At 70.8% G+C, this 20287-nt stretch carries 12 protein-coding genes; 4 read left to right on the top strand and 8 right to left on the bottom strand.

Translation table 11 applies throughout. The features are described from left to right. Positions 1 to 112 precede the first annotated feature (112 nt). Complete coding sequence (locus ACW9TB_RS38975; RefSeq protein ID WP_472753145.1) at positions 113 to 580, bottom strand: tetratricopeptide repeat protein; 468 nt, start codon at positions 578 to 580, stop codon at positions 113 to 115. Between the two features lie 142 nt (positions 581 to 722). On the opposite strand from ACW9TB_RS38975, the gene ACW9TB_RS38970 reads away from it, so the two are divergent. Next, positions 723 to 1643, top strand: a complete 921-nt coding sequence (locus ACW9TB_RS38970; protein WP_472753144.1) for an aminoglycoside phosphotransferase family protein — start codon at positions 723 to 725, stop codon at positions 1641 to 1643. A 498-nt stretch (positions 1644 to 2141) separates the two neighbouring features. On the opposite strand, the gene ACW9TB_RS38965 is transcribed toward ACW9TB_RS38970, so the two are convergent. The 3 genes from ACW9TB_RS38965 to ACW9TB_RS38955 all read right to left on the bottom strand — a co-directional run bounded on the left by ACW9TB_RS38965 (position 2142) and on the right by ACW9TB_RS38955 (position 6146). Then, a complete protein-coding gene (locus ACW9TB_RS38965) occupies positions 2142 to 4973 on the bottom strand; it encodes a vitamin B12-dependent ribonucleotide reductase (RefSeq protein ID WP_472753143.1) in 2832 nt (943 codons plus the stop codon). Positions 4974 to 5057: 84 nt separating this feature from the next. Further along, positions 5058 to 5519, bottom strand: coding sequence for a transcriptional regulator NrdR (gene nrdR / locus ACW9TB_RS38960; protein ID WP_472753142.1), 462 nt, complete (start codon positions 5517 to 5519; stop codon positions 5058 to 5060). Positions 5520 to 5873: 354 nt separating this feature from the next. Then, positions 5874 to 6146, bottom strand: coding sequence for a LysM peptidoglycan-binding domain-containing protein (locus tag ACW9TB_RS38955; RefSeq protein ID WP_472753141.1), 273 nt, complete (start codon positions 6144 to 6146; stop codon positions 5874 to 5876). 898 nt (positions 6147 to 7044) lie between these two features. Between ACW9TB_RS38955 and lexA the strand changes: the two genes are divergently transcribed. Next, positions 7045 to 7755, top strand: a complete 711-nt coding sequence (lexA, locus tag ACW9TB_RS38950; RefSeq protein WP_350975199.1) for a transcriptional repressor LexA — start codon at positions 7045 to 7047, stop codon at positions 7753 to 7755. Positions 7756 to 8277: 522 nt separating this feature from the next. On the opposite strand, the gene leuS is transcribed toward lexA, so the two are convergent. After that, positions 8278 to 10746, bottom strand: coding sequence for a leucine--tRNA ligase (leuS, locus tag ACW9TB_RS38945; protein ID WP_472753147.1), 2469 nt, complete (start codon positions 10744 to 10746; stop codon positions 8278 to 8280). Between the two features lie 562 nt (positions 10747 to 11308). On the opposite strand from leuS, the gene ACW9TB_RS38940 reads away from it, so the two are divergent. Beyond that, complete coding sequence (locus tag ACW9TB_RS38940; protein WP_472753140.1) at positions 11309 to 14014, top strand: DNA polymerase III subunit gamma/tau domain-containing protein; 2706 nt, start codon at positions 11309 to 11311, stop codon at positions 14012 to 14014. A 48-nt stretch (positions 14015 to 14062) separates the two neighbouring features. Here the strand turns inward: ACW9TB_RS38940 and ACW9TB_RS38935 are convergent, their stop codons facing one another. Together ACW9TB_RS38935 and ACW9TB_RS38930 are read right to left on the bottom strand one after the other, a co-directional pair. Continuing rightward, positions 14063 to 15238 (bottom strand): cytochrome P450, encoded by a 1176-nt coding sequence (locus ACW9TB_RS38935; protein WP_472753146.1) that lies wholly within the window; start codon positions 15236 to 15238, stop codon positions 14063 to 14065. 325 nt (positions 15239 to 15563) lie between these two features. Next, positions 15564 to 17129, bottom strand: coding sequence for a GMC family oxidoreductase (locus ACW9TB_RS38930; protein WP_472753139.1), 1566 nt, complete (start codon positions 17127 to 17129; stop codon positions 15564 to 15566). A gap of 170 nt (positions 17130 to 17299) precedes the next feature. Here ACW9TB_RS38930 and ACW9TB_RS38925 point away from each other — a divergent pair, with 170 nt between their 5' ends. Beyond that, positions 17300 to 18832, top strand: a complete 1533-nt coding sequence (locus ACW9TB_RS38925; RefSeq protein WP_472753138.1) for a long-chain-fatty-acid--CoA ligase — start codon at positions 17300 to 17302, stop codon at positions 18830 to 18832. Between the two features lie 76 nt (positions 18833 to 18908). Here ACW9TB_RS38925 and ACW9TB_RS38920 read toward each other — a convergent pair. After that, positions 18909 to 20287, bottom strand: a 1379-nt coding sequence (locus tag ACW9TB_RS38920) for a discoidin domain-containing protein (RefSeq protein WP_472753137.1), incomplete at its 5' end; no start/stop codon positions are given.

The raw sequence follows: 20287 nt of genomic DNA, 5'->3' as shown, positions 1-20287 counted from the left end.
TCGCCTGGCTCACGATCAGGTGACGTCATCCAACTGTTCGGCCAACCGCTCCAGGCCGCCCCTGATGAGCCGCCCGTACTCGTCTCGTACGGAGAGTCCGCCGGGCTCACGATCAGGTGACGTCATCCAACTGTTCGGCCAACCGTTCCAAGCCGCCCCTGATGAGCCGCCCGTACTCGTCGTCGCCCAGTGCGCCGATCCCGGCCCGCGCCTGCCGCAGGTGCTCGCGGGCGCGGTCGAGATCGCCCAGCTTGCGATAGCAGTCGCTCAGATTGAGGTGCAACGACGGATACAGACCGGCCACGGAAAGCGGCACCCCGGCCTGGCTCACCCGCTCATCGGTGACCAGGGCGACGGCCGCGAGCGCCCGCAGATCCCACATCAGCTCCTGCTGCACGTCGTCCTGCACGTCGGCCATCGAGTGGGCGAGGACGCAGACATGCAGCGGGTCGCCCTGCTCGCCGCCGATGTCATCCCAGATCCGCGCGAACAGGTCGCGGGCGGCTTCACGCTGCCCCTGGTGGTGATGCAACTCCACCCCCTGGCCGATCCGGGTCATCGTCGGGTCGTCGGTGGTCATCAGGGGGGCTCCTTCGGCGTCGTGGGCGGCCGCGGCCAGCCTACCCGCCCGGCGCGCCTCAACGATCTTCAAACGGCTGGACGGCCGGTCCGCCCCACGCTCCCGGACGGCCGTCGAGCGGCTCCGGCTACTGTGGATCCGCATGACGCACACCGAGATGGAGATCACCGCGGAGCTGGTGCGGGATCTGCTGCGCGACCAGCACCCCGACCTGGCCGACCGCCCGGTGAGGCTCGGCGCGCGCGGCTGGGACAACCAGCTGTGGCGGCTCGGCGACGACCTCGCCGTCCGGTTGCCCTGGGCGACGGAGTCCGCTGACGCGCTGCTGCGCAAGGAGCACACCTGGCTGCCCGCCCTCGCCCCGCGCCTTCCGCTGCCGGTTCCCGTTCCGCAGCGTCTCGGTGAGCCCTCCGCGCGGTTTCCGCGCACCTGGATCGTCACCACCTGGGTGCCGGGCGAGCCGGCCGACCGCGCCCCCGTCACGCGCGCCGCGGAGGCGGCCACCACCCTGGCCGCCTTCCTGACCGCTCTGCACCGGCCCGCCCCCGAACAGGCACCCACCGGCCAGGGCCGCAGCCGAGGGGGGCCGCTGGCCGACCACTCCGAGGGCGTTTTCCGACAGCTCGCCTCGGCCGTCGAGCTGGGGCTCGTCCCCGACCCGGACGCCGTCCGCGCGGTCTGGGAGGACGCCGCCGCCGCGCCCGGCTGGACCGGCCCGGCGCTGTGGCTCCACGGCGACCTGCATCCGGCCAACGTCCTCACCGCGGACGGCACCCTCTGCGGCGTGATCGACTTCGGCGACCTCTTCGCGGGCGACCCGGCCTGGGACCTCGCCGCCGCGTGGATCCTGCTGCCGGACGGCGCCGCCGACCTCTTCCACGCCGCCTACCGACCGGCCCCGGACCCCGCGACCCTGCGCCGCGCCCGCGGATGGGCGGTGGGACGCGCCCTCGCCGGCGTCCTCATCGGAGACGCAGGCGTCCACGGCCGCCCCGGCGGCAAGCCCACCTGGGGCCCACCCGCACACGCCGCACTACGACGCCTCGTCGCTGACCGGTCATAACAGAGGCGTGGCATTCCCCGGCCGGTCACGACGTCCGGAACGCTACTGGGTCCTCATCAGGTCCCAGAAGGATCTGTGACGACTGGCGCCCGGCAGCCAGGGCGCGAGAAACCAGGACTCCCACTCTCCATCAGAGAACCTGACGTGGGGATTGAGGAGAAATTCGCCATCGTCCCCGTACCCGACCAGAAGGGTGTCGGGCACGTACTCCCCCCTCAGATGGATGCAATCCTGCCTGCTCCGCTCCATAGACGAAGTAGAGCTCGTCGGGCACGTCGCCCTCGGGCGACGACCAGATCTCGGCGGTTTCCGGCTCAAGGTCACGGAGCCAGCCGACCTTCGCGTCCGGCAGCAGGGGGTAGCCGGACTCCTCGTCGCCCCAGCCGTTGGCGAACAGGAGAAGGAGACACGGCGTTCCCGCGAAGGCGATGGCAAAACCGCAGGGGGCCGGGCCATGGCCCGGCCCCCTGCCCGGATCGGCGCTGTCGGCGCCTGCTCTCAGCTGCAGCCGCTGGTGGAGCCGCAGCCCTCGCAGACGTAGCAGCTGCCCGCGGGGCGCATCTTGGTGCCGCAGGTCATGCAGAGGGGCGCGTCGGCGGTGCGGCCCTGGTGGGACTCCAGGGAGCCGACCCGTCCGGGAGCCTCCGCAGGGGCCGCCTCGGGGCGGGGCTGCGGCTCCTCGATGGGGGCCGAGGTGGCGAGTTCGGCGATGACCTCGTCGGCGGTGTGGATCGGGGCGGGGTCCTCACCGCGCTGCTGGGCGGCGCGCTCGGAGGCGGAGAAGATCCCCAGAGCGGCGCGGTCGTCGTAGGGCAGGTGGTCCAGGGCCAGACGGCGGAAGATGTAGTCCATCACCGAGGCGGCGATGCGGACGTCCGGGTCGTCGGTCATACCGGCCGGGTCGAAGCGCATGTTGACGAACTTGCCGACGTACGTCTCCAGCGGCACCCCGTACTGCAGGCCGATGGAGATGGCCACCGAGAACGCGTCCATGACGCCCGCGAGGGTCGAGCCCTGCTTGGACATCTTCAGGAAGACCTCACCGAGGCCGTCGTCGGGGTAGGACGAGGCGGTCATGTAGCCCTTGGCGCCCCCCACGGTGAAGCGGGTGGTGGTGCTGGGGCGCTGGTTCGGCATCCGGCGCCGGGTCGGGCGGCTGATCTCCACGACCTGGATCGCCGGTTCGGCGGGCGTCTCCTTCTCCTCGGTCTTCTTGCCCGAGCCCGAGGCCGAGAGGGGCTGGCCGACCTTGCAGTTGTCGCGGTAGACGGCCAGGGCCTTCAGGCCGAGCTTCCAGCCCTCCATGTAGACCTGCTCGATGTCCTCGATCGTCGCGGACTCGGGGAGGTTGACCGTCTTGGAGATGGCCCCGGACAGGAACGGCTGGGCCGCGGCCATCATGCGGACGTGGCCCATGGGGGCGATCGCGCGCTCACCCATGGCGCAGTCGAACACCTCGTAGTGCTCGCGCCGCAGGCCGGGGGCGTCGACGACGTGGCCGTGCTCGGCGATGAACTCGACGATCGCCTCGACCTGCTCCTCCTGGTAGCCGAGCCGCCGCAGCGCGCGGGGAATCGTCTGGTTGACGATCTGCATGGAGCCGCCGCCGACGAGCTTCTTGAACTTGACCAGGGCGAGGTCGGGCTCGATGCCGGTGGTGTCGCAGTCCATCATCAGGCCGATGGTGCCGGTCGGGGCGAGGAGCGAGGCCTGGGCGTTGCGGTAGCCGTTCTTGTCGCCGAGCCGCAGGCACTCGACCCACTGCCTGGAGGCCTCGCGGTGGATGGCCCCGTCGATGTCGTCGTACGTGCGCAGGGCGTCGTTCGCGTCGTTGTGCTTGCGCATGACCCGCTTGTGCGCGTCGGCGTTGCGGGCGTAGCCGTCGTACGGGCCCACGACCGCGGCCAGCTCGGCGCTGCGGCGGTAGGAGACGCCGGTCATCAGCGAGGTGATGGCCCCGGCGACCGCCCGGCCGCCGTCGGAGTCGTACGCGTGGCCGGTGGCCATGAGCAGCGCGCCGAGGTTGGCGTAGCCGATGCCCAGCTGGCGGTAGGCGCGGGTGGTCTGGTCGATCTTCTCGGTCGGGAAGTCGGCGAAGGTGATGGAGACGTCCATCGCGGTGATGACCAGCTCGGTGATCTTCACGAAGCTCGCGATGTCGAAGCTGTCGTCGTCCTTCAGGAACTTCAGCAGGTTGATGCTCGCCAGGTTGCACGAGGAGTTGTCCAGGTGCAGGTACTCCGAGCAGGGGTTGCTGGCGGTGATGCGGCCCGTCTCCGGGCTGGTGTGCCAGTCGTTGATCGTGTCGTCGTACTGGACACCGGGGTCGGCGCACTCCCAGGCGGCCTTGCCCATCTTGCGGAACAGCTCCCTGGCGTCGATCTTCTCGATCACCTCGCCGGTGAGGCGGGCGCGCAGGCCGAACTCCTCGCCGTTCTCCACCGCGCGCATGAACTCGTCGGAGACGCGCACGGAGTTGTTGGCGTTCTGGTACTGGACGGAGACGATGTCCTTGCCGCCCAGGTCCATGTCGAACCCGGCGTCGCGGAGGGCGCGGATCTTGTCCTCCTCGCGCGCCTTGGTCTCGACGAACTCCTCGATGTCGGGGTGGTCGACGTCGAGGACGACCATCTTGGCGGCGCGGCGGGTGGCGCCCCCGGACTTGATGGTGCCCGCGGAGGCGTCGGCGCCGCGCATGAAGGAGACCGGGCCGCTGGCGGTGCCGCCGCTGGAGAGCAGCTCCTTGGAGGAACGGATCCTGGAGAGGTTGACGCCGGAGCCCGACCCTCCCTTGAAGATCACGCCCTCTTCCTTGTACCAGTCGAGGATCGACTCCATCTGGTCGTCGACGGCCAGGATGAAGCAGGCGCTGACCTGCTGCGGCGACGCGGTGCCGACGTTGAACCACACGGGCGAGTTGAAGCTGAAGACCTGGTTGACCAGGGCGTGCTTGAGCTCGTGGTCGAAGATCTCGGCATCCTCGTCGGTGGCGAAGTAGCCGTGCTCGACCGCCGTACGCGTGTAGACGCCCACCACCCGGTCGATCAGCTGCTTGAGGCTCCACTCCCGCTGCGGGGTGCCGACCGCGCCACGGAAGTACTTGGTGGTCACGATGTTGGCGGCGTTGACCGACCACGAGCGGGGGAACTCGACGCCGCGCTGCTCGAAGTTGATCGAGCCGTCGCGCCAGTTGGTCATGACGACGTCACGGCGTTCCCAGACCAGCTCGTCATAGGGGTGCACACCTGGCGTGGTGAAGATGCGCTTCATCTTCAGGCCCTTACGCGGCCTCTTGCCCCCACGTGTCACCGCGCCGACAGTCTCCGTCATGACTTCCCCCTCCTGGGGCTTCGTAGAGCCCTCGAATCGGACCACACCAACGCGCCGCCTCACCCCCGGCGCCCGGGGTCTGCATCAGTCCTGCTTGGTTGAGCGCTCCGCCCGGAGCTTCTCGATCTCCGCCTCGAAGTCGGCCAGCGTCTCGAATCCCCGATAGACGGAGGCGAACCGCAGGTACGCCACCTCGTCCAGCTCGCGGAGCGGGCCCAGGATGGCGAGCCCGACCTCGTGGGCCGCGATCTCGGCGCATCCGGTGGCCCGGATGCTCTCCTCGACCCGCTGGCCCAGCTGTGCCAGGGAATCCTCGCCGACGGACCGCCCCTGGCACGCCCGCCGGACCCCGGCGATCACCTTGTCCCTGAAGAACGGCTCCGTCACACCGCTGCGCTTGCTCACCATGAGCAGGACGGTCTCCTGCGTGGTGAACCTGCGCCCGCACTCCGAGCACGTGCGCCTGCGGCGGATGGCCCCACCGTCCTCGGTGGCCCGGCTGTCGATGACTCGCGTGTCCAGATGGCGACAGAACGGACAATGCACGCGTGTCGCCTCCTTGACCTACCGAAGCGGCCGACCCACCTCACCTACCCATGACACGCACGGCTAGACGCTCGCGCACACATCTTCGAATAGTCGAGATGCGGTAATGGAAACACAAGCTGTGGTGAAGGGTTGCGATGCAGCCACTAGATGTTGTGGTCCAACCGTAGAAGTGCTCGACCATGAACGCAAGTTGAAACGACCTTGCCGCGTGAAGTCGCTGATCAGCCGTCACGTCCCGGCGTGTCGCCGCCCGCCCGGGGCCCCTCTCGCCCCGGGCACCCCTTCCCTCACAGTCGTCCCAGACGACCTGTCAGACGGGACACCCGCGCCCCTCCCGCCCCACCGACCGGCTCACCTCAGGGGGACGAGGCCCTCGGGGAGATAGAGCCGGGTCCCCGGCCGGACCTCGGAGCCGGACAGCCCGTTGAGGTCCATGATGCGGCGGACCATCGGGCCGGTGTCCGCCTCCTCCGTCAACGCGTCCGCGATCTCCCACAGCGTGTCGCCCGTGTGCACCGTGATCCGTGGCAGACCTTCCAGGCTCGCCCGTCCGCCCGCCGAGGCCATGTCGATACGCCCGCCGATCCAGAGCACCGCCAGGGTGAACAGCGCGAGCACCGTCACCGCCACGATCCTTCCACGCCGGGTGAGCCGGAGTGGCCGTCCGGCGGCCCTCGGCCGGGCGGCACCGGGACGGCGGGCGTTCGGCGCGGGCGTCGCCCGCGACCCCCGCGCCCGCCTCGGCCCGGATCCACGCTCGAACCTGCCCCCGCTCCCGCGCCCGCTCCCGCGCTCCGGCTCACGGCCGGACCCTCGTCCCGCCTCGCGGCCGGGCCGCCTCCCCCACGCGCGCCCGGACGGCCGCCCCGGCTCGCGGCCGGACCTTCGCTTTGACTCCTGCCTCGGCTCGCGGCCGAAGACCTGGCCCGGCGCACGGCCGGATCCCCGCTCCGTCTCACGCCCGGACACCCGGCCCGGCTCTCCCCCGGACCTTCGCTTTGACTCCTGTCGCGGCTCACGCCCGGCCCCCCGTCCCGCCTCGCCGCCGGGACGCCGCCCCGGCTCTCGCCCGGACGCCCGCTCGGACTCTCGTCCCGCCTCGCCGGCGGGGCGCGGCCTTGGCACCGAGTCCCACGCGGACTCCCGTCCCGGCCCCGCCTCGGGCCTTCGCGCGGACTCCGGCACGGGACCCGGCTCGGGCTCCGGTCTCGGGGGCGGCACGAGCCGCAGGCGCGGCGCCCCCGGTGATCGCTGCGCCCCCCGGGACCTCGGCGCGATCCTGGATCGTGGTGTCGTCGCGGTCGGTTTCACGGTGGCCCCCATCCCCTCGACCTGGCCGAACACATGTCGAAGAAAGATCGGTGAATCGAACACGATGTCGATCGAACTCCCGTACGATGTTGTACACCACGGCGTCGCCGATTTCGAGGACATTCGAACAATTGTTTGAGTCTGATCTTCGGCCAAGGTATGGTCGCTGTGTGCGACGTGTCAGATACAGACCGGGAGGCGAGGAGTTCGTATGAGCCAGCACAACGAGAACGGTTCGGCCGCCAGCGACCTGGCGGTGCGAAGGCGTGACTCCCTTGGCCTCACCCCCAGGCAGCGGAAGATCCTTGAGGTGATCCGCGATTCTGTGCAGCAGCGCGGCTACCCGCCGTCCATGCGGGAGATCGGCGAGGCGGTGCAGCTCACCAGCACCTCCAGCGTGTCGCACCAGCTGACGGCTTTGCAGCGCAAGGGCTACCTGCGGCGTGATCCGCACCGCCCCCGCGCCCTGGAGGTCCGCCTTCCCGGCGAGCCCGTGTTGTGGGTGGATCCCGACTCCGGTGAGGACGAGGCCCCGGTGAGCCGTCCGACCGCCGCCTACGTGCCCCTCGTCGGCCGGATCGCCGCCGGTGGCCCCATCCTCGCCGAGGAGAGCATCGAGGACGTCTTCGCCCTGCCCAAGCAGCTCGTCGGCGAGGGCACGCTCTTCCTCCTCCAGGTGACCGGCGACTCGATGATCGAGGCCGCCATCGCCAACGGCGACTGGGTGGTCGTACGTCAGCAGCCGGTCGCCGACAACGGCGACGTGGTCGCGGCGATGATCGACGGCGAGGCCACGGTCAAGACCTTCAAGCGCAGGGACGGCCACGTCTGGCTGGTTCCGCACAACCCCAACTACGACCCGATCCCCGGTGACGAGGCCACCGTGCTCGGCAAGGTCGTCGCGGTTCTCCGCAAGCTCTGACGCGAGCGTCCCGGACAGGCTCGGAGCCGTTTTTCACGGGCTCTCGTACCGCGAGCTTCGCGCCTCCGAACCGCGCCGTTTCGCCGCGCACTACGAGTCTCTGAGCCGCACCGCATTCGCCGCGAGCTCCGGACCTCCGAACCACGCGCCTCCAGCCTCCGTGCGACACGCCGGAGGACGCGCGACACGCCGGGTGGGTGGTGTCCCGATGTCGGGACACCACCCACCCGGCGTTTTCAGGTGCGAACGCCCAGGGGAGACCCCACGTCGGCGGGCACGGGAACCCGCCGATCGAAGCCGTCACGGGACACGCCGGTGGGTCTGTGACATTTGGGGCGCCCACCAAACAGCCGAAACCGTCGCGGGACACGCCGGTGGATCCATGAACGCCCGGGGCGCCCGCCGAACAGCCAAAGCCTTCGCGTGACACACCGGTGGGTACGCGGCCCCGGGGCGCCCGCCGGACAGCCGCCCCGAGTTCCCGCGCGGTCCCAGGACCGCGCGGGATGCCTCCGCTGACGACTACGGGACGATGTTGACCAGCTTGGGCACGCGGACGATCACCTTGCGCGGCGTGCCGGACAGGAAGGACCGGACCTTCTCCGACGCCAGGGCCAGCGACTCCAGGTCCGCCTCGGAGATCTCCGGGGAGACCTCCAGCCGGTCGCGCACCTTGCCCGCGACCTGGACGACGCAGGTGACCGACTCCTGGACCAGCAGCGCCGGGTCGGCCACCGGCCAGCCCGCGGTGGCGACCGAGGCGGTACGGCCCAGCCGCTCCCAGCCCTCCTCCGCCGCGTACGGCGCGACCAGCGACAGCATGACCGCCAGGGTCTCGGCGGCCTCCCTGACCGCCGGGTCGGCGGCGCCGGGCCCGGAGTCGATGGCCTTGCGGGCCGCGCTCGTCAGCTCCATCATGCGGGCCACCGCGACGTTGAAGCGGTGGGAGTCGACCAGCTTGGTGACCTCGTCGATGGTGTGGTGGACGACCTTGCGCAGGTTCAGGTCTCCCGTGGTGACGTCGACGCCGGGCGCGGAGGCCGCTCCGGCCTCGGCCATGACGCGGAACGCGCGGGCCAGGAACTTCTGCGACGCCGCCGGGGAGACGTCGGCCCAGTCGATGTCGTCCTCGGGCGGTCCGGCGAAGACGACGGTCAGCCTGACCGCGTCGACACCGTGGGCGTCGATCTGCTGCCCCAGGTCGACGCCGTTGCCCAGCGACTTGGACATCGCCTTGCCCTGGTTGATGACCTGCCCCTGGTTCAGCAGGCGGGTGAAGGGCTCGACGAAGTCGACCATCCCCATGTCGTGCAGGACCTTGGTGAAGAACCTGGCGTACAGCAGGTGCAGCACGGCGTGCTCGACGCCGCCGATGTACTGGTCGACCGGGCCCCACCTGCGCACGCGCTCGACGTCGAACGGGCCCTCGTCGTAGGCCGGGTCGACGTAACGCAGGAAGTACCACGAGGAGTCGACGAAGGTGTCCATCGTGTCGGTGTCGCGCCTGGCCGGGCCGCCGCACTTGGGACAGGAGACGTTGACCCACTCCTCGGCCGAGGCCAGCGGGGAGACACCCTTGGGCGCCAGGGCCTCGCCCTGCATGTCGGGCAGGGTGACGGGCAGCTGGTCGTCGGGGACGGGCACCTCGCCGCAGTCGGCGCAGTGGATGATCGGGATCGGGCAGCCCCAGAAGCGCTGGCGGGACAGCAGCCAGTCGCGCAGCCGGAAGTTGACCGTGAAGCGGCCGGTGCCCCGCTCGCTCAGCACCTCGATGATCTTCCGGATCGCGTCGGCCTTGGTCAGGCCGTCCAGCGGGCCGGAGTTGACCATCGCGCCGTCACCGGCGGTGGCGACGCCGGTCTCGCCGGGATCGGCCAGGCCGGTGTGCACGACCACCCGTACCGGCAGGTCGAAGGCGCGGGCGAAGTCCAGGTCGCGCTGGTCGTGCGCGGGCACGGCCATGATGGCGCCGTGGCCGTAGTCGGACAGCACGTAGTCGGCCGCCCAGACCGGCATGCGCTCGCCGTTGACCGGGTTGATCGCGTACCGGCCCAGGAAGACGCCGGTCTTCTCCTTCTCGGTGGACAGCCGGTCGATGTCGGACAGCTTGGACACCTCGACCCGGTAGGTCTCGAACGCCTCACGCTGGTTGTCGGTGACGATCTCCTCGGCCAGCGGCGCGTCCGGGGCGACCACGAAGAAGGTCGCGCCGTACAGGGTGTCGGGACGGGTGGTGTAGACGGTGACCGGCTCGTCGCGGCCCTCGATCACGAAGTCGACGTCGGCCCCCTCGGACCGGCCGATCCAGTTGCGCTGCATCGTCAGCACGCGCTCGGACCAGCCGCCCTCCAGCAGGGACATGTCGTCCAGCAGCCGGTCGGCGTAGTCTGTGATCTTGAAATACCACTGGGTCAGCTCGCGGCGGACGACCTCGGCGCCACAGCGCTCGCACCTGCCGTCCTTGACCTGCTCGTTGGCCAGCACGGTCTGGTCGTTCGGGCACCAGTTGACCAGGCCGCCCTTGCGGTAGGCCAGGCCGCGCTCGAAGAAGCGGTTGAACAGCCACTGGGTCCACTTGTAGTACGAGGTGTCGCTGGTGTGCAGGCGGCTGGACCAGTCGAAGGAGATCGCGTAGCGCCGGTAGGAGTTGGCCTGGGTCTCGATGTTGGCGTAGGTCCACTCCGCCGGGTGCGCGTTGTGCTTGATCGCGGCGTTCTCGGCGGGCAGGCCGAAGGAGTCCCAGCCGATGGGGTGCAGCACGTTGTAGCCGCGCTGAACCCAGTAACGGGCGATGACGTCGCCCAGGGCGAAGACCTCGGCGTGCCCCATGTGCAGGTCGCCCGAGGGGTAGGAGAACATGTCGACCATGTAGCGCCGCTCGCGCGGGTCGGCGGGGTCTTCCGAGGCCCGGAAGGGGTCCAGCTCCTCCCACCTGCGCTGCCACTTGACCTGCAGGGCCTGCGGGTCATAGTGCTGCTCGTCGCTCTGCATGTCAGCTCGCTCGCTCACGTCGATTTCCTCGGGGTATGCCTGCGTGGATGGTCTGACCCGTCCGGCCCAATACAAAAACCCCCCGCTCACGCGGAGGGCAGCCGCATCGGCAGGGCGCTCAGGGACGGGAAAGCCGATGCGGCCCGATAAGCAGGGTCGCGGCACGCATAGGGCAAGACTATCGCAGCCCGCAAGGCGTATTCGTGCCAGGGAAACGGCCGGGAAAACGGGGTCGATCACGGCGAACGGGGGACAGGGTCCGGTCAGGTCAGCAGAATGGAGGTTCCCGCACTCGCCGGGGCAACGAGACCCGATGGCTATACGCCTGTTGTGACCTCGTTTGTCTCTCCCGTTTACTCTTCTAACCGTGGCATATTCAGTAGAGCCGGGGCAGGGCCCGGATCCGATGGAGGTCGGCCTGCCCATGCAGGATCCACCGACCGACCCCACCGGACTCCAGTTCAGGGGGGCGTTCTCCAGTTTCCCTGCGAGCCCCCCCGTCTCACGTGAGACCATGCCCAATACGCCTAATTCGGGCACCCGCGCGGGAGGTAAGGAAAGCATGGCCTCGGAGCAGTCCAGCCAGTCCCACCTGCCTCCGGCATGGCCGGAGGCTGCCGAGCCGTCGCCCTCGTGGACGAACGACCCCCTCGGCACCGGGCCCCGGCTTCCCCGCCCACAGGGCCCGCAGAACGAGCAGCAGAGCGACAACGGCTCCTCCTGGCAGACCTCGCCCGGCGGCGGAGGGCAACGCGCCTCCGCCCCCCAGGCGGACTCCCCCGGCGGCGGCTGGCCCCAGACCACCCCGCCCCAGAACGACAGCCGTACGCAGAACCCGCAGGCCGACGGCTGGGCACAGGCTTCCGGCTCACAAGGTGACGGCTGGGCGCAGGCGTCGAACCCTCCGGGCAACAGCAGCTGGTCGGAGGCCTTCAGCCCGCGCAACGACGGCTGGGCACAGGCATCGAACTCCCCGGGCGACGGCTGGGCACAGGCCTCCGGCTCACAGGCCGATGGCTGGGCACAGGCTTCCGGCGTGCAGGGTGACGGCTGGGCACAGGCGTCCGACCCGCAGGGCGCCGACAACCGGCAACAGACCTCCCCCGGCAACGGATGGCCACAGCCCGCTTCCCCCCAGGACGGCGACCAGCGGCACGCCCCCCAGGCCGACTCCCCGGGCTCCCCGGGCTCCCTGGCTTCCCCGGCCTCCCCGGGTGGCAACGGCTGGGCCCAGGCAGCCACCTCCGACAACGCCTGGCCCCAGACCACCCCGCCCCAGAACGACGACCGTACGCAGAGCCCGCAGGCCGACAGCTGGGCACAGGCCTCCGGCTCACAGAACAACGGCTGGGCACAGGCGTCGAACCCCCAGGGCGACGGCTGGGCGCAGGCGTCCGACCCGCAGGGCGCCGACAACCGGCACCAGACCTCCCCCGGCAACGGATGGCCCCAGCCCGCCTCCCCCCAGGACGGCTGGGCACAGGCACCGGGCCCGCAGTCCGGCGACCGCCACCCGTCCTCCCCGGGCAACGGGTGGCCGCAGTCCACCCCGTCGCAGGACGGCGCCCCCCAGGCTGACTCTCCCGGTGGCGGCTGGCCCCAGACCACCCCGCCCCAGAACGACGACCGTACGCAGAGCCCGCAGGCCGACAGCTGGGCGCGGGCGACCAGCCCGCAGAACAACGGCTGGGCACAGGCGTCCAGCCCGCAGGGAAGCGCGCACCGGCAGGGTTCCGACGCGGCGGGTGAGACGTGGCAGGCCACCGCGCCGGGGCACGACGCCTCCGGCCGCCCCCCGGCGGAGGGCAACGGGTGGTCGTCGGCGCAGGCGGAGAACGCCCCCTGGCCGCCCGCGTCCCCGGCGGGCGGCGCCGCGTGGCCCCCGGCCTCCTCCCCGGGAAACCCAGGAAATCCCGGGAACCCAGGGAATCTCGGAAACCCGGGGAGCCCTGGGCTCGCCGATGCGCAGACCTCGACGTTCTCTCCCGCCTGGGCCGGCAACGACGCTCCGGCCGCCCCCTTCGGCGGTGCCTCCCCCGGCGCCGCCCAGAGTCCCCTGCCCGGCGGGTCCCCCTTCGGGGGTGCCTCACCTGACGGCGGGCCTCCGAACGGCGCCCCGGACGGCGGCGCGGGCAACGGAAACGCGCGGCGCAGCTACGGCGTGCCGGACAACCCCGCGATGTGGGCCCTGGCCGCGGCGAACGCGGCGGCTCCCGGCGCGCCCTCCTCCCCGATGGCCCCCGCCCACCCCGGAGCCGCCCCCCAGCCGGGCCAGCCCCAGCCAGGCCAGGCGGGCCCCGGCCAGCCGGGTCCGGCGGGCCACCCCGGCCACCCTGGTCAGCCCGGACAGCCGGGCCACCCTGGGCACCCGGGCCAGCCCGGCCACCACCTCAGCCGGGACCCGTCCGACCCGAACAAGCCGTTCGTCACCGCCGGTCAGATCAGCGGCCCGAAGACGCCGCCGCCGGAGCGCCAGCAGGAGCTGTGGAACACGGTCTTCGGCGACAACTACCAGGCCATCGAGGACGAGGACGAACTCGGGGAGCGCGGCCGTCCGGTCTGGGTCTTCGCGCTGGCCGGGTCCGTGATCGTCGCGCTGCTCGGCGCGGTGCTCTGGGCGTTCCTGGCCGGGCCGCTGGCCTCCGGCGGCGAGGAGATCCCCTCCGATCCCAAGCCCTCGGCGGCGACGACCAAGAAGCCCGCCAAGCCCGCAGCCATCGGCCGCCTGCCGCGCTTCACCGGCGAGGCGTCACCGGTGGCCGGGACGCTCACCGACCAGCAGGCGGGCATCACCCTGGCCCAGCTCGGCGGCCCCTGGCGGCAGGACCAGCGTTCCACCATGCCCACCACCTACGGCTTCACGACGCGTCAGTATCTCCCGGCGGGTACGGACTCCACGGGCAAGACCCAGTTCGCACAGCTGATGTCGGGTCCTCTCTCGCAGCGTCTGAAGGCCAAGTACACCTCGCCGGAGAACCTCGCCCCGGTGATCAACGCGGTGGCCTCCAGCGGGCGCAACAAGTTCTTCCCCGAGGACAACACCGCCCGCAAGACCGCCCAGCAGACCCTCTCGGTGAACGGCCTGCCCGGCCAGCTCGCCGCGTACGAGATCACCTCGGGCGACTCGAAGACGACCATGGTCGTGGCGGCCGTGAGCACCGGCGCCGACCTGCCCGCGATCGTCTACATGTCGGTGCCGGACAGCAAGAAGGAGCTGCTCCCCGACGTCAACACCGTCTTCAAGTCGATCCGCGCGTTGGAGCGGTGAGCCCCCGCCGGTCCGGAAGGCCGGGGAACCGGTGAGGGCGGCGTCGGGCTAGAAGGTGCACTTCATCCGCTTGATGCCGTTGATGAAGCTGGAACGCAGGCGGTCCGGCTCCCCCACCGAACGGATCTCCGGCAGGCGGGTGAACAGCTCGCGGAACATCACGGTGATCTCGCGGCGGGCCAGGTGGGCACCGAGGCAGAAGTGCGGCCCCGGGCCGCCGAAGCCGATGTGCGGCCCCTCGGTGCGCCGGATGTCGAAGCTGTACGGGTCGGTGAAGACGCTCTCGTCGCGGTTGGCGGCCCAGTAGAACAGCAGGACCTTCTCGCCCTCGTGGTAGAGGTGGCCGTTCATCTCGTAGTCGCGGGTGAGGCTGCGGCGCATCCAGGCGACGGGCGAGGCGAGGCGGACGATCTCCTCGACGGCACCGGGCAGGCGCCCTTCGAGGTCCGCGAGCAGCAGTGCCCGCTGGCCGGGGTTCTCGCTGAACAGGTGCAGGCCGTGTGAGATGGCGTTGCGGGTGGTCTCGTTGCCCGCCACCACCAGCAGGATGAAGAACGAGCCGAGCTCCTGCATCGTCAGCTTCTCGCCGTCGATGTTGGCACTGGTCAGAGCGGTGGTGAGGTTGTCTCCGCCCTCGGCGGCCAGGGAGACGACGAGGTCCTGGAGCCCCTGCCCCGCGCCGAGGAGCAGCTCGGCCGCGCGGCTGACGTCGGCGATGAACTCGGGGTCACCGCCCGACAGGATGATGCTCGTGGCGTCGAAGACCGCCTGGTAGTGCTCGGGACCGATGCCCATCATGTCGCAGATGATCTTCAGGGGCAGCTTCGCGGCCACCTCGGTCACGAAGTCGCAGCCGGGTCCCTTCGCGATCAGGTCGTCCACGATCCGCACGGCGGCGGTCTCGACGTCGACCTCGAACTGCTTGATCATCTTCGGCGTGAACGCCCGGGAGACGATCCTGCGCAGCCTCGCGTGCCGGGGGTCGTCCATATTGATCATCGAGCCGAAGTACTCGCCGAAGTCGGGGCCGAGGTCCTGGATGGAGGTCGCCCCCCGGCCCGAGGAGAAGACGTCGGGGTGGCGGCTGGCCTCGGTGATGTCCGTGTGCCGCACCAGGGCGTAGTAGCCGGTTCCGGGCGGGGCGAAGGGGATCTCGGGCTCGGAGAACAGAACGGGACCAGGCTGCGCGCGGAGCACCGCGAAGGCCGCCTCCCGCTCGGCCATCGGCCGCTCCCAGAAGGAGATGTCCGACAGATCGATGTCCGCGAGTGAAACCGTCACGCCAGCCTCCACTAGAACCGCGTTCTGTTCTACGGATCCTGCCACAGGACCCTCGGCTCAACCAGCCGGGAACGCGGTCGTCGACTTTCCCGGAGCACTCCAGATGCGGGAAGCGCCCGGCCTGGAGAACATGCTCCCCCCGGAACCCGGCGAAAGGAAGGCCGGAGCCTGGCCAAGCTGGTCCCCTCGCGTGGCCGGTACCCGGAAGGCACCCCGGCGGCCGACGTCACAACGCCCCGACGACCTGGTGACTCAACTCCCCAACGGCTCAACGCCCCGGCGCCCCGGCCGCGATGAGGTCGGCGGCCCTTTCGGCGATCATGACGGTGGGCGCGTGGGTGTGTCCCCGGGTGATGACCGGCATGACCGAGGCGTCGACCACCCGCAGCCCGGCGATCCCCCGTACCCTCAGGGCCGGGTCCACCACCGACCCGGGGTCGTCGCCCATCCGGCAGGTGCCGACCGGGTGGTAGAGGGTCTCGCTGCGCTCGCGGATCCAGCGGACGAGCTCCTCGTCGGTCCTCGGGCCCCAGTACGGGTCCATCGGCGGCCCCGCGAGCGGCCGGAGCGCCTCGGTGGCGAACAGCTCCCCGGCCTTCCGCAGCCCGGCGACCTGCCGCCGGACGTCGGCCCCCGCCGTCAGGTAGCCGGGGTCGATCACGACGTCCCGGCCGTCCAGCGAGAGGCGGCCCCGGCTCTCCGGCCGGAGCAGGATCGAGGCGATGGTCAGGCCGTGGCCGGACGGCGGGGTGAGGCCGTGGTTGACGAAGGACCCGGGGGCGAAGACCAGCTCGACGTCGGGGGCGGGCTCCTCCTCCGAGGTACGGATGAACGCCACGGCCTCGCCGACGTTGGAGGTGAGCATGCCCCGGCCCCCGGCCAGGAAGCGCAGCAGGTTGCCGGTCGACTCGGCACCGGCGAGGGTGATCGGCTTGAGGCAGTGCAGGAAGACGCCCGAGGCGAGGTGGTCCTGGAGGTTGGCGCCGACCCCGGGCAGTTCGTGGACCGGCTCGACACCGGCGGCCAGCAGCTCGTCCGCCGGGCCGACGCCCGACAGCATCAGCAGGTGCGGCGAGCCGATCGCCCCGGCCGACAGGATGACCTCCCCGCGCGCCCGCGCCACCGAGGTGCCGTCACCGCCGCCGACGTACTCCACCCCGGTCGCGCGTCCGTCCTCGACGAGCACCCGGCGTACGCGCGAGGAGGTGAGCACGGTGAGGTTGGGCCGCCTGGCCGCGGGGGCGAGGTAGGCGTCGGCGCAGCTCCAGCGGCGCCCCCTGCGCTGGGTGACGGGTGTCGGCGAGCAGCCCTCGTTGGAGGGGCCGTTGAGCTCGTCCAGGCGGGCGATGCCCAGCTCCTCGCAGGCCCGCAGGAAGAGCGCGGTGGCGGGGTTCGGGGAACGCAGCTCCGAGATGTGGATCGGGCCCTCCGTGCCGTACACGCCGCCGCGGTTGGAGCCCGTGCGGCGCTCGGTCCTGCGGAAGTACGGGAGGACGTCCTCGTAGGACCAGCCGGGCACGTTCCAGCCGTCGTAGTCGGCGCGGTGCCCGCGCACCCACATCTGGGCGTTCATCGAGGAGGACCCGCCGAGCATCCGGCCCCTCGGCCAGTAGAGTTCCCGGCCGGACAGCTCGGGCTGCCCGACGGTGGTGAAGTCCCAGTCGCGCTCGGTCTTGAACAGTTTGGCGAAGCCCGCGGGCATCCGCACCGCGAGCCCCCGGTCGGAACCGCCCGCCTCGATGAGCGCGACCCTCGTCCCGGGGTCGGCGGAGAGGCGGTTGGCCAGCACGCATCCCGCCGACCCCGCACCCACGATGACGTAGTCGTACTCCACGCTCACTGACCTTTCATCGCACAGACGGCCAGCTCGCCTCCCCGTAAGCGCGCTCTTCTCTGCTTACTCCCCCATGGTTTGGCCGTCAATTTGTCTCCGCGTTACCTACCGGTCGGTATCTCGGGCTGCCAGTATGAGCGGGTCAGAGCCTGCTCGGAGGAGGACGCACGATGCTCAACCTGTCGATCGCACTGGAGGACAGCGCCCGGGAGGCCCCCGACCGCACCGCGCTGGTCTTCGGTGACCTGCGGCTGCCGTACTCGCTCGTCAACACCGTCGCGAACCAGGTTGCCAACCTCCTGGTCTCCCGGGGCATCGGCAGGGGCGACAAGGTCGCGCTGGCCTGCCCCAACCTGCCCTACTTCCCGTTCGTCTACTACGGGATCCTCAAGGCGGGCGCCACGGTCGTGCCGCTCAACGTGCTGCTGCAGTCCAGGGAGATCGCCTACCACCTGGAGGACTCCCAGGCCAAGGCGCTGTTCTGCTTCGAGGGCACCCCCGAGCTGCCGCTGGGCGAGCGGGGAAGGGCGGGCTTCGAGGAGTCCTCGGCGGAGCACTTCATCGTCCTGCCCGCCACCGCGTTCGCCACCGAGTCCGAGTACGGGGAGACGGTGTGGGCGGCGCTGGACGGGGTGTCCGGCGAGTTCGAGACCGTGCAGACCGCGCCCGACGACACCGCGGTGATCCTGTACACCAGCGGCACCACGGGCCAGCCCAAGGGCGCCGAGCTCAGTCACCAGAACATGCTGCTCAACGCCATGGTCTCCGACGAGATGTTCCCGCGCACCGAGGGCGGTGACGCCTACCTGGCGGTGCTGCCGCTGTTCCACTCCTTCGGGCAGACCGTCGTCATGAACGCCGGGTTCCGGCGCCGGGCGACCGTCGTGCTCGTGCCGCGCTTCGAGCCGGGCCCGGCCCTGGAGCTGATGCGCGCCGAGAACATCACGCTGTTCGCGGGCGTGCCCACCATGTACTGGGCCATGCTGACGAAGATCCACGCGGACGGCGACGAGGTGCCCACCTCGCTCAGGATCGCGGTCGCCGGGGGCGCCTCCTCCCCCGTCGAGGTGCTCAAGGACTTCGAGCGGACCTTCGGGATCGGGATCCTGGAGGGCTACGGCCTGTCGGAGACCTCCCCGGTGACGAGCTTCAACCAGCTGGGCAGGCCCACCAAGCCCGGCACGATCGGCACGCCGGTCTGGGGGGTGGAGATGAAGCTGATCGACGGCGACTGGAAGACGATCGACGGTGAGGGGCCCGGCGAGATCGCGATCCGCGGCCACAACGTGATGAAGGGCTACCACAACCGGCCCGAGGCGACCGCCGAGGTCATGCGGGACGGCTGGTTCCGCACCGGCGACATCGCCACCCGCGACGCCGACGGCTACTACGCCATCATCGACCGGGTCAAGGACATGATCATCCGGGGCGGTTTCAACGTCTACCCGCGCGAGCTCGAAGAGGTCCTGATCACCCATCCCGGGGTCTCCCTCGCGGCGGTGGTCGGGGTCGCCCACGACTCGCACGGCGAGGAGGTCAAGGCGTACGTCATCCGCACCCCCGGCGCGACGGTCACCGAGGACGAGCTCGTCGCCTGGGGCAGGGAGAACATGGCGGCGTACAAGTATCCGCGGATCGTCGAGTTCCGTGACGCGCTGCCGATGACCGCCACCGGGAAGATCCTCAAGCGCGAGCTCCGCTGAGGCCGGTAGGCCACGGCGGCGGGGCCGGGTCCCGGGAGGCGCGCGACGTGCCGTCCCGGGATCCGGTCCCGAGGTGTCAGGCCTGGTAGACCTCGAACTCCGACAGCTGCGCGGCCGGCCAGCCGGTGTTGCCGGTGACGTTCAGCCGCACGTACCGGGTGGACGTCCCGGAGAACGTGATCGTCACCGTGTTGCCCGAGCCCGGGTCGAAGGAGCGTCCCGCCGATCCGGCGAGCGTCGTGAACGACGACCCGTTGGTGCTGCCCTGCACCGACAGCGTCTGGGTACGGGCCTGCCACGCCGCCTGCGGCGGCAGCTTCAGCACCACCCTGCCGACCGACGCCGCCGCGCCCAGGTCCACCTGGAGCCACTGCGGGAACGCGTTGTTCGCGCTCTCCCAGTACGTGTTCGGATCCCCGTCGACCGCGTTCTGCGGGACGAAGGTCTGGTTCTGGCTGCTCGCCGTCACCGCCTTGCCCCGTGCCAGGTTGGTGTTGGGGGCGGCGTCCGTGGTCACGGTCACGGTGTTCGACGGGGGCGAGACGTTGGGCACCGCGTCGTGGGCGGTGACGGTGAAGCCGTACGCCGTCGCGGGGCTCAGCCCGGTCACCGTGTGCGCGGTGCCCTGCACGGTGGCCACGACGGCGCCGTCGCGGCGCACCTGGTAGCCGGTCACCCCCGCGTTGTCGGTGGAGGCCGACCACGACAGCGACACGCTGGTGGCCGTCTTCGCGGTCACGGCGAGGTTGCCCGGCGCGCTCGGCGGCTGCGTGTCGCCGCCGGTGGCGACCCCGTACACCTCCAGCTCGCCCAGCTGCGCGGCCGTCCAGCCGGTGTTGCCGGTGAAGGTCAGCTGGACGTACCGGGTGGAGGCGGCGGGGAACACGATCGTCACCGTGTTGCCCGAGGCCGGGTTGAAGGAGTGTCCCGCGGAGGCCGCGAGCGTCGTGAACGACGACCCGTTGGTGCTGCCCTGCACCGACAACGTCTGGGTACGGGCCTGCCACGCCGCCTGCGGCGGCAGCTTCAGCACCACCCTGCCGACCGACGCCGCCGACCCGAGATCGACCCGGATCCACTGCGGGAACGCGTTGTTGGCACTCTCCCAGTACGTGTTCGGATCCCCGTCGACCGCGTTCTGCGGGACGAAGGTCTGGTTCTGGCTGCTCGCCGTCACCGCCTTACCCCGCGCCAGGTTGGTGTCGCCGCCCCCGCCTCCGAGCTTGGGTGGGGTGGGGCGGGTGGCGGTGAGGGGGATCTGGCCCTTGAGCATCCGGCCGCCGTCGCCGGTGAGGCGTAGGTAGTAGTCGGCCGAGCAGGCGGTGCCGTCCTCATCCAGGGCGAGCAGGCCGGAGTTGGCGGGGACGGAGGCGAGGGTCTCGGCGGTTTTGGCGATCTGGTTGCCCTCGTTGTACTCGTCGAACATGGAGATGTAGATGCCCTGGGCGCCGACGC

This window comes from Streptosporangium sp. H13245 (assembly GCF_055690525.1).
Note: the sequence above shows the minus strand (reverse complement) of the source record. Positions and strands in the feature narration are given on the sequence as shown.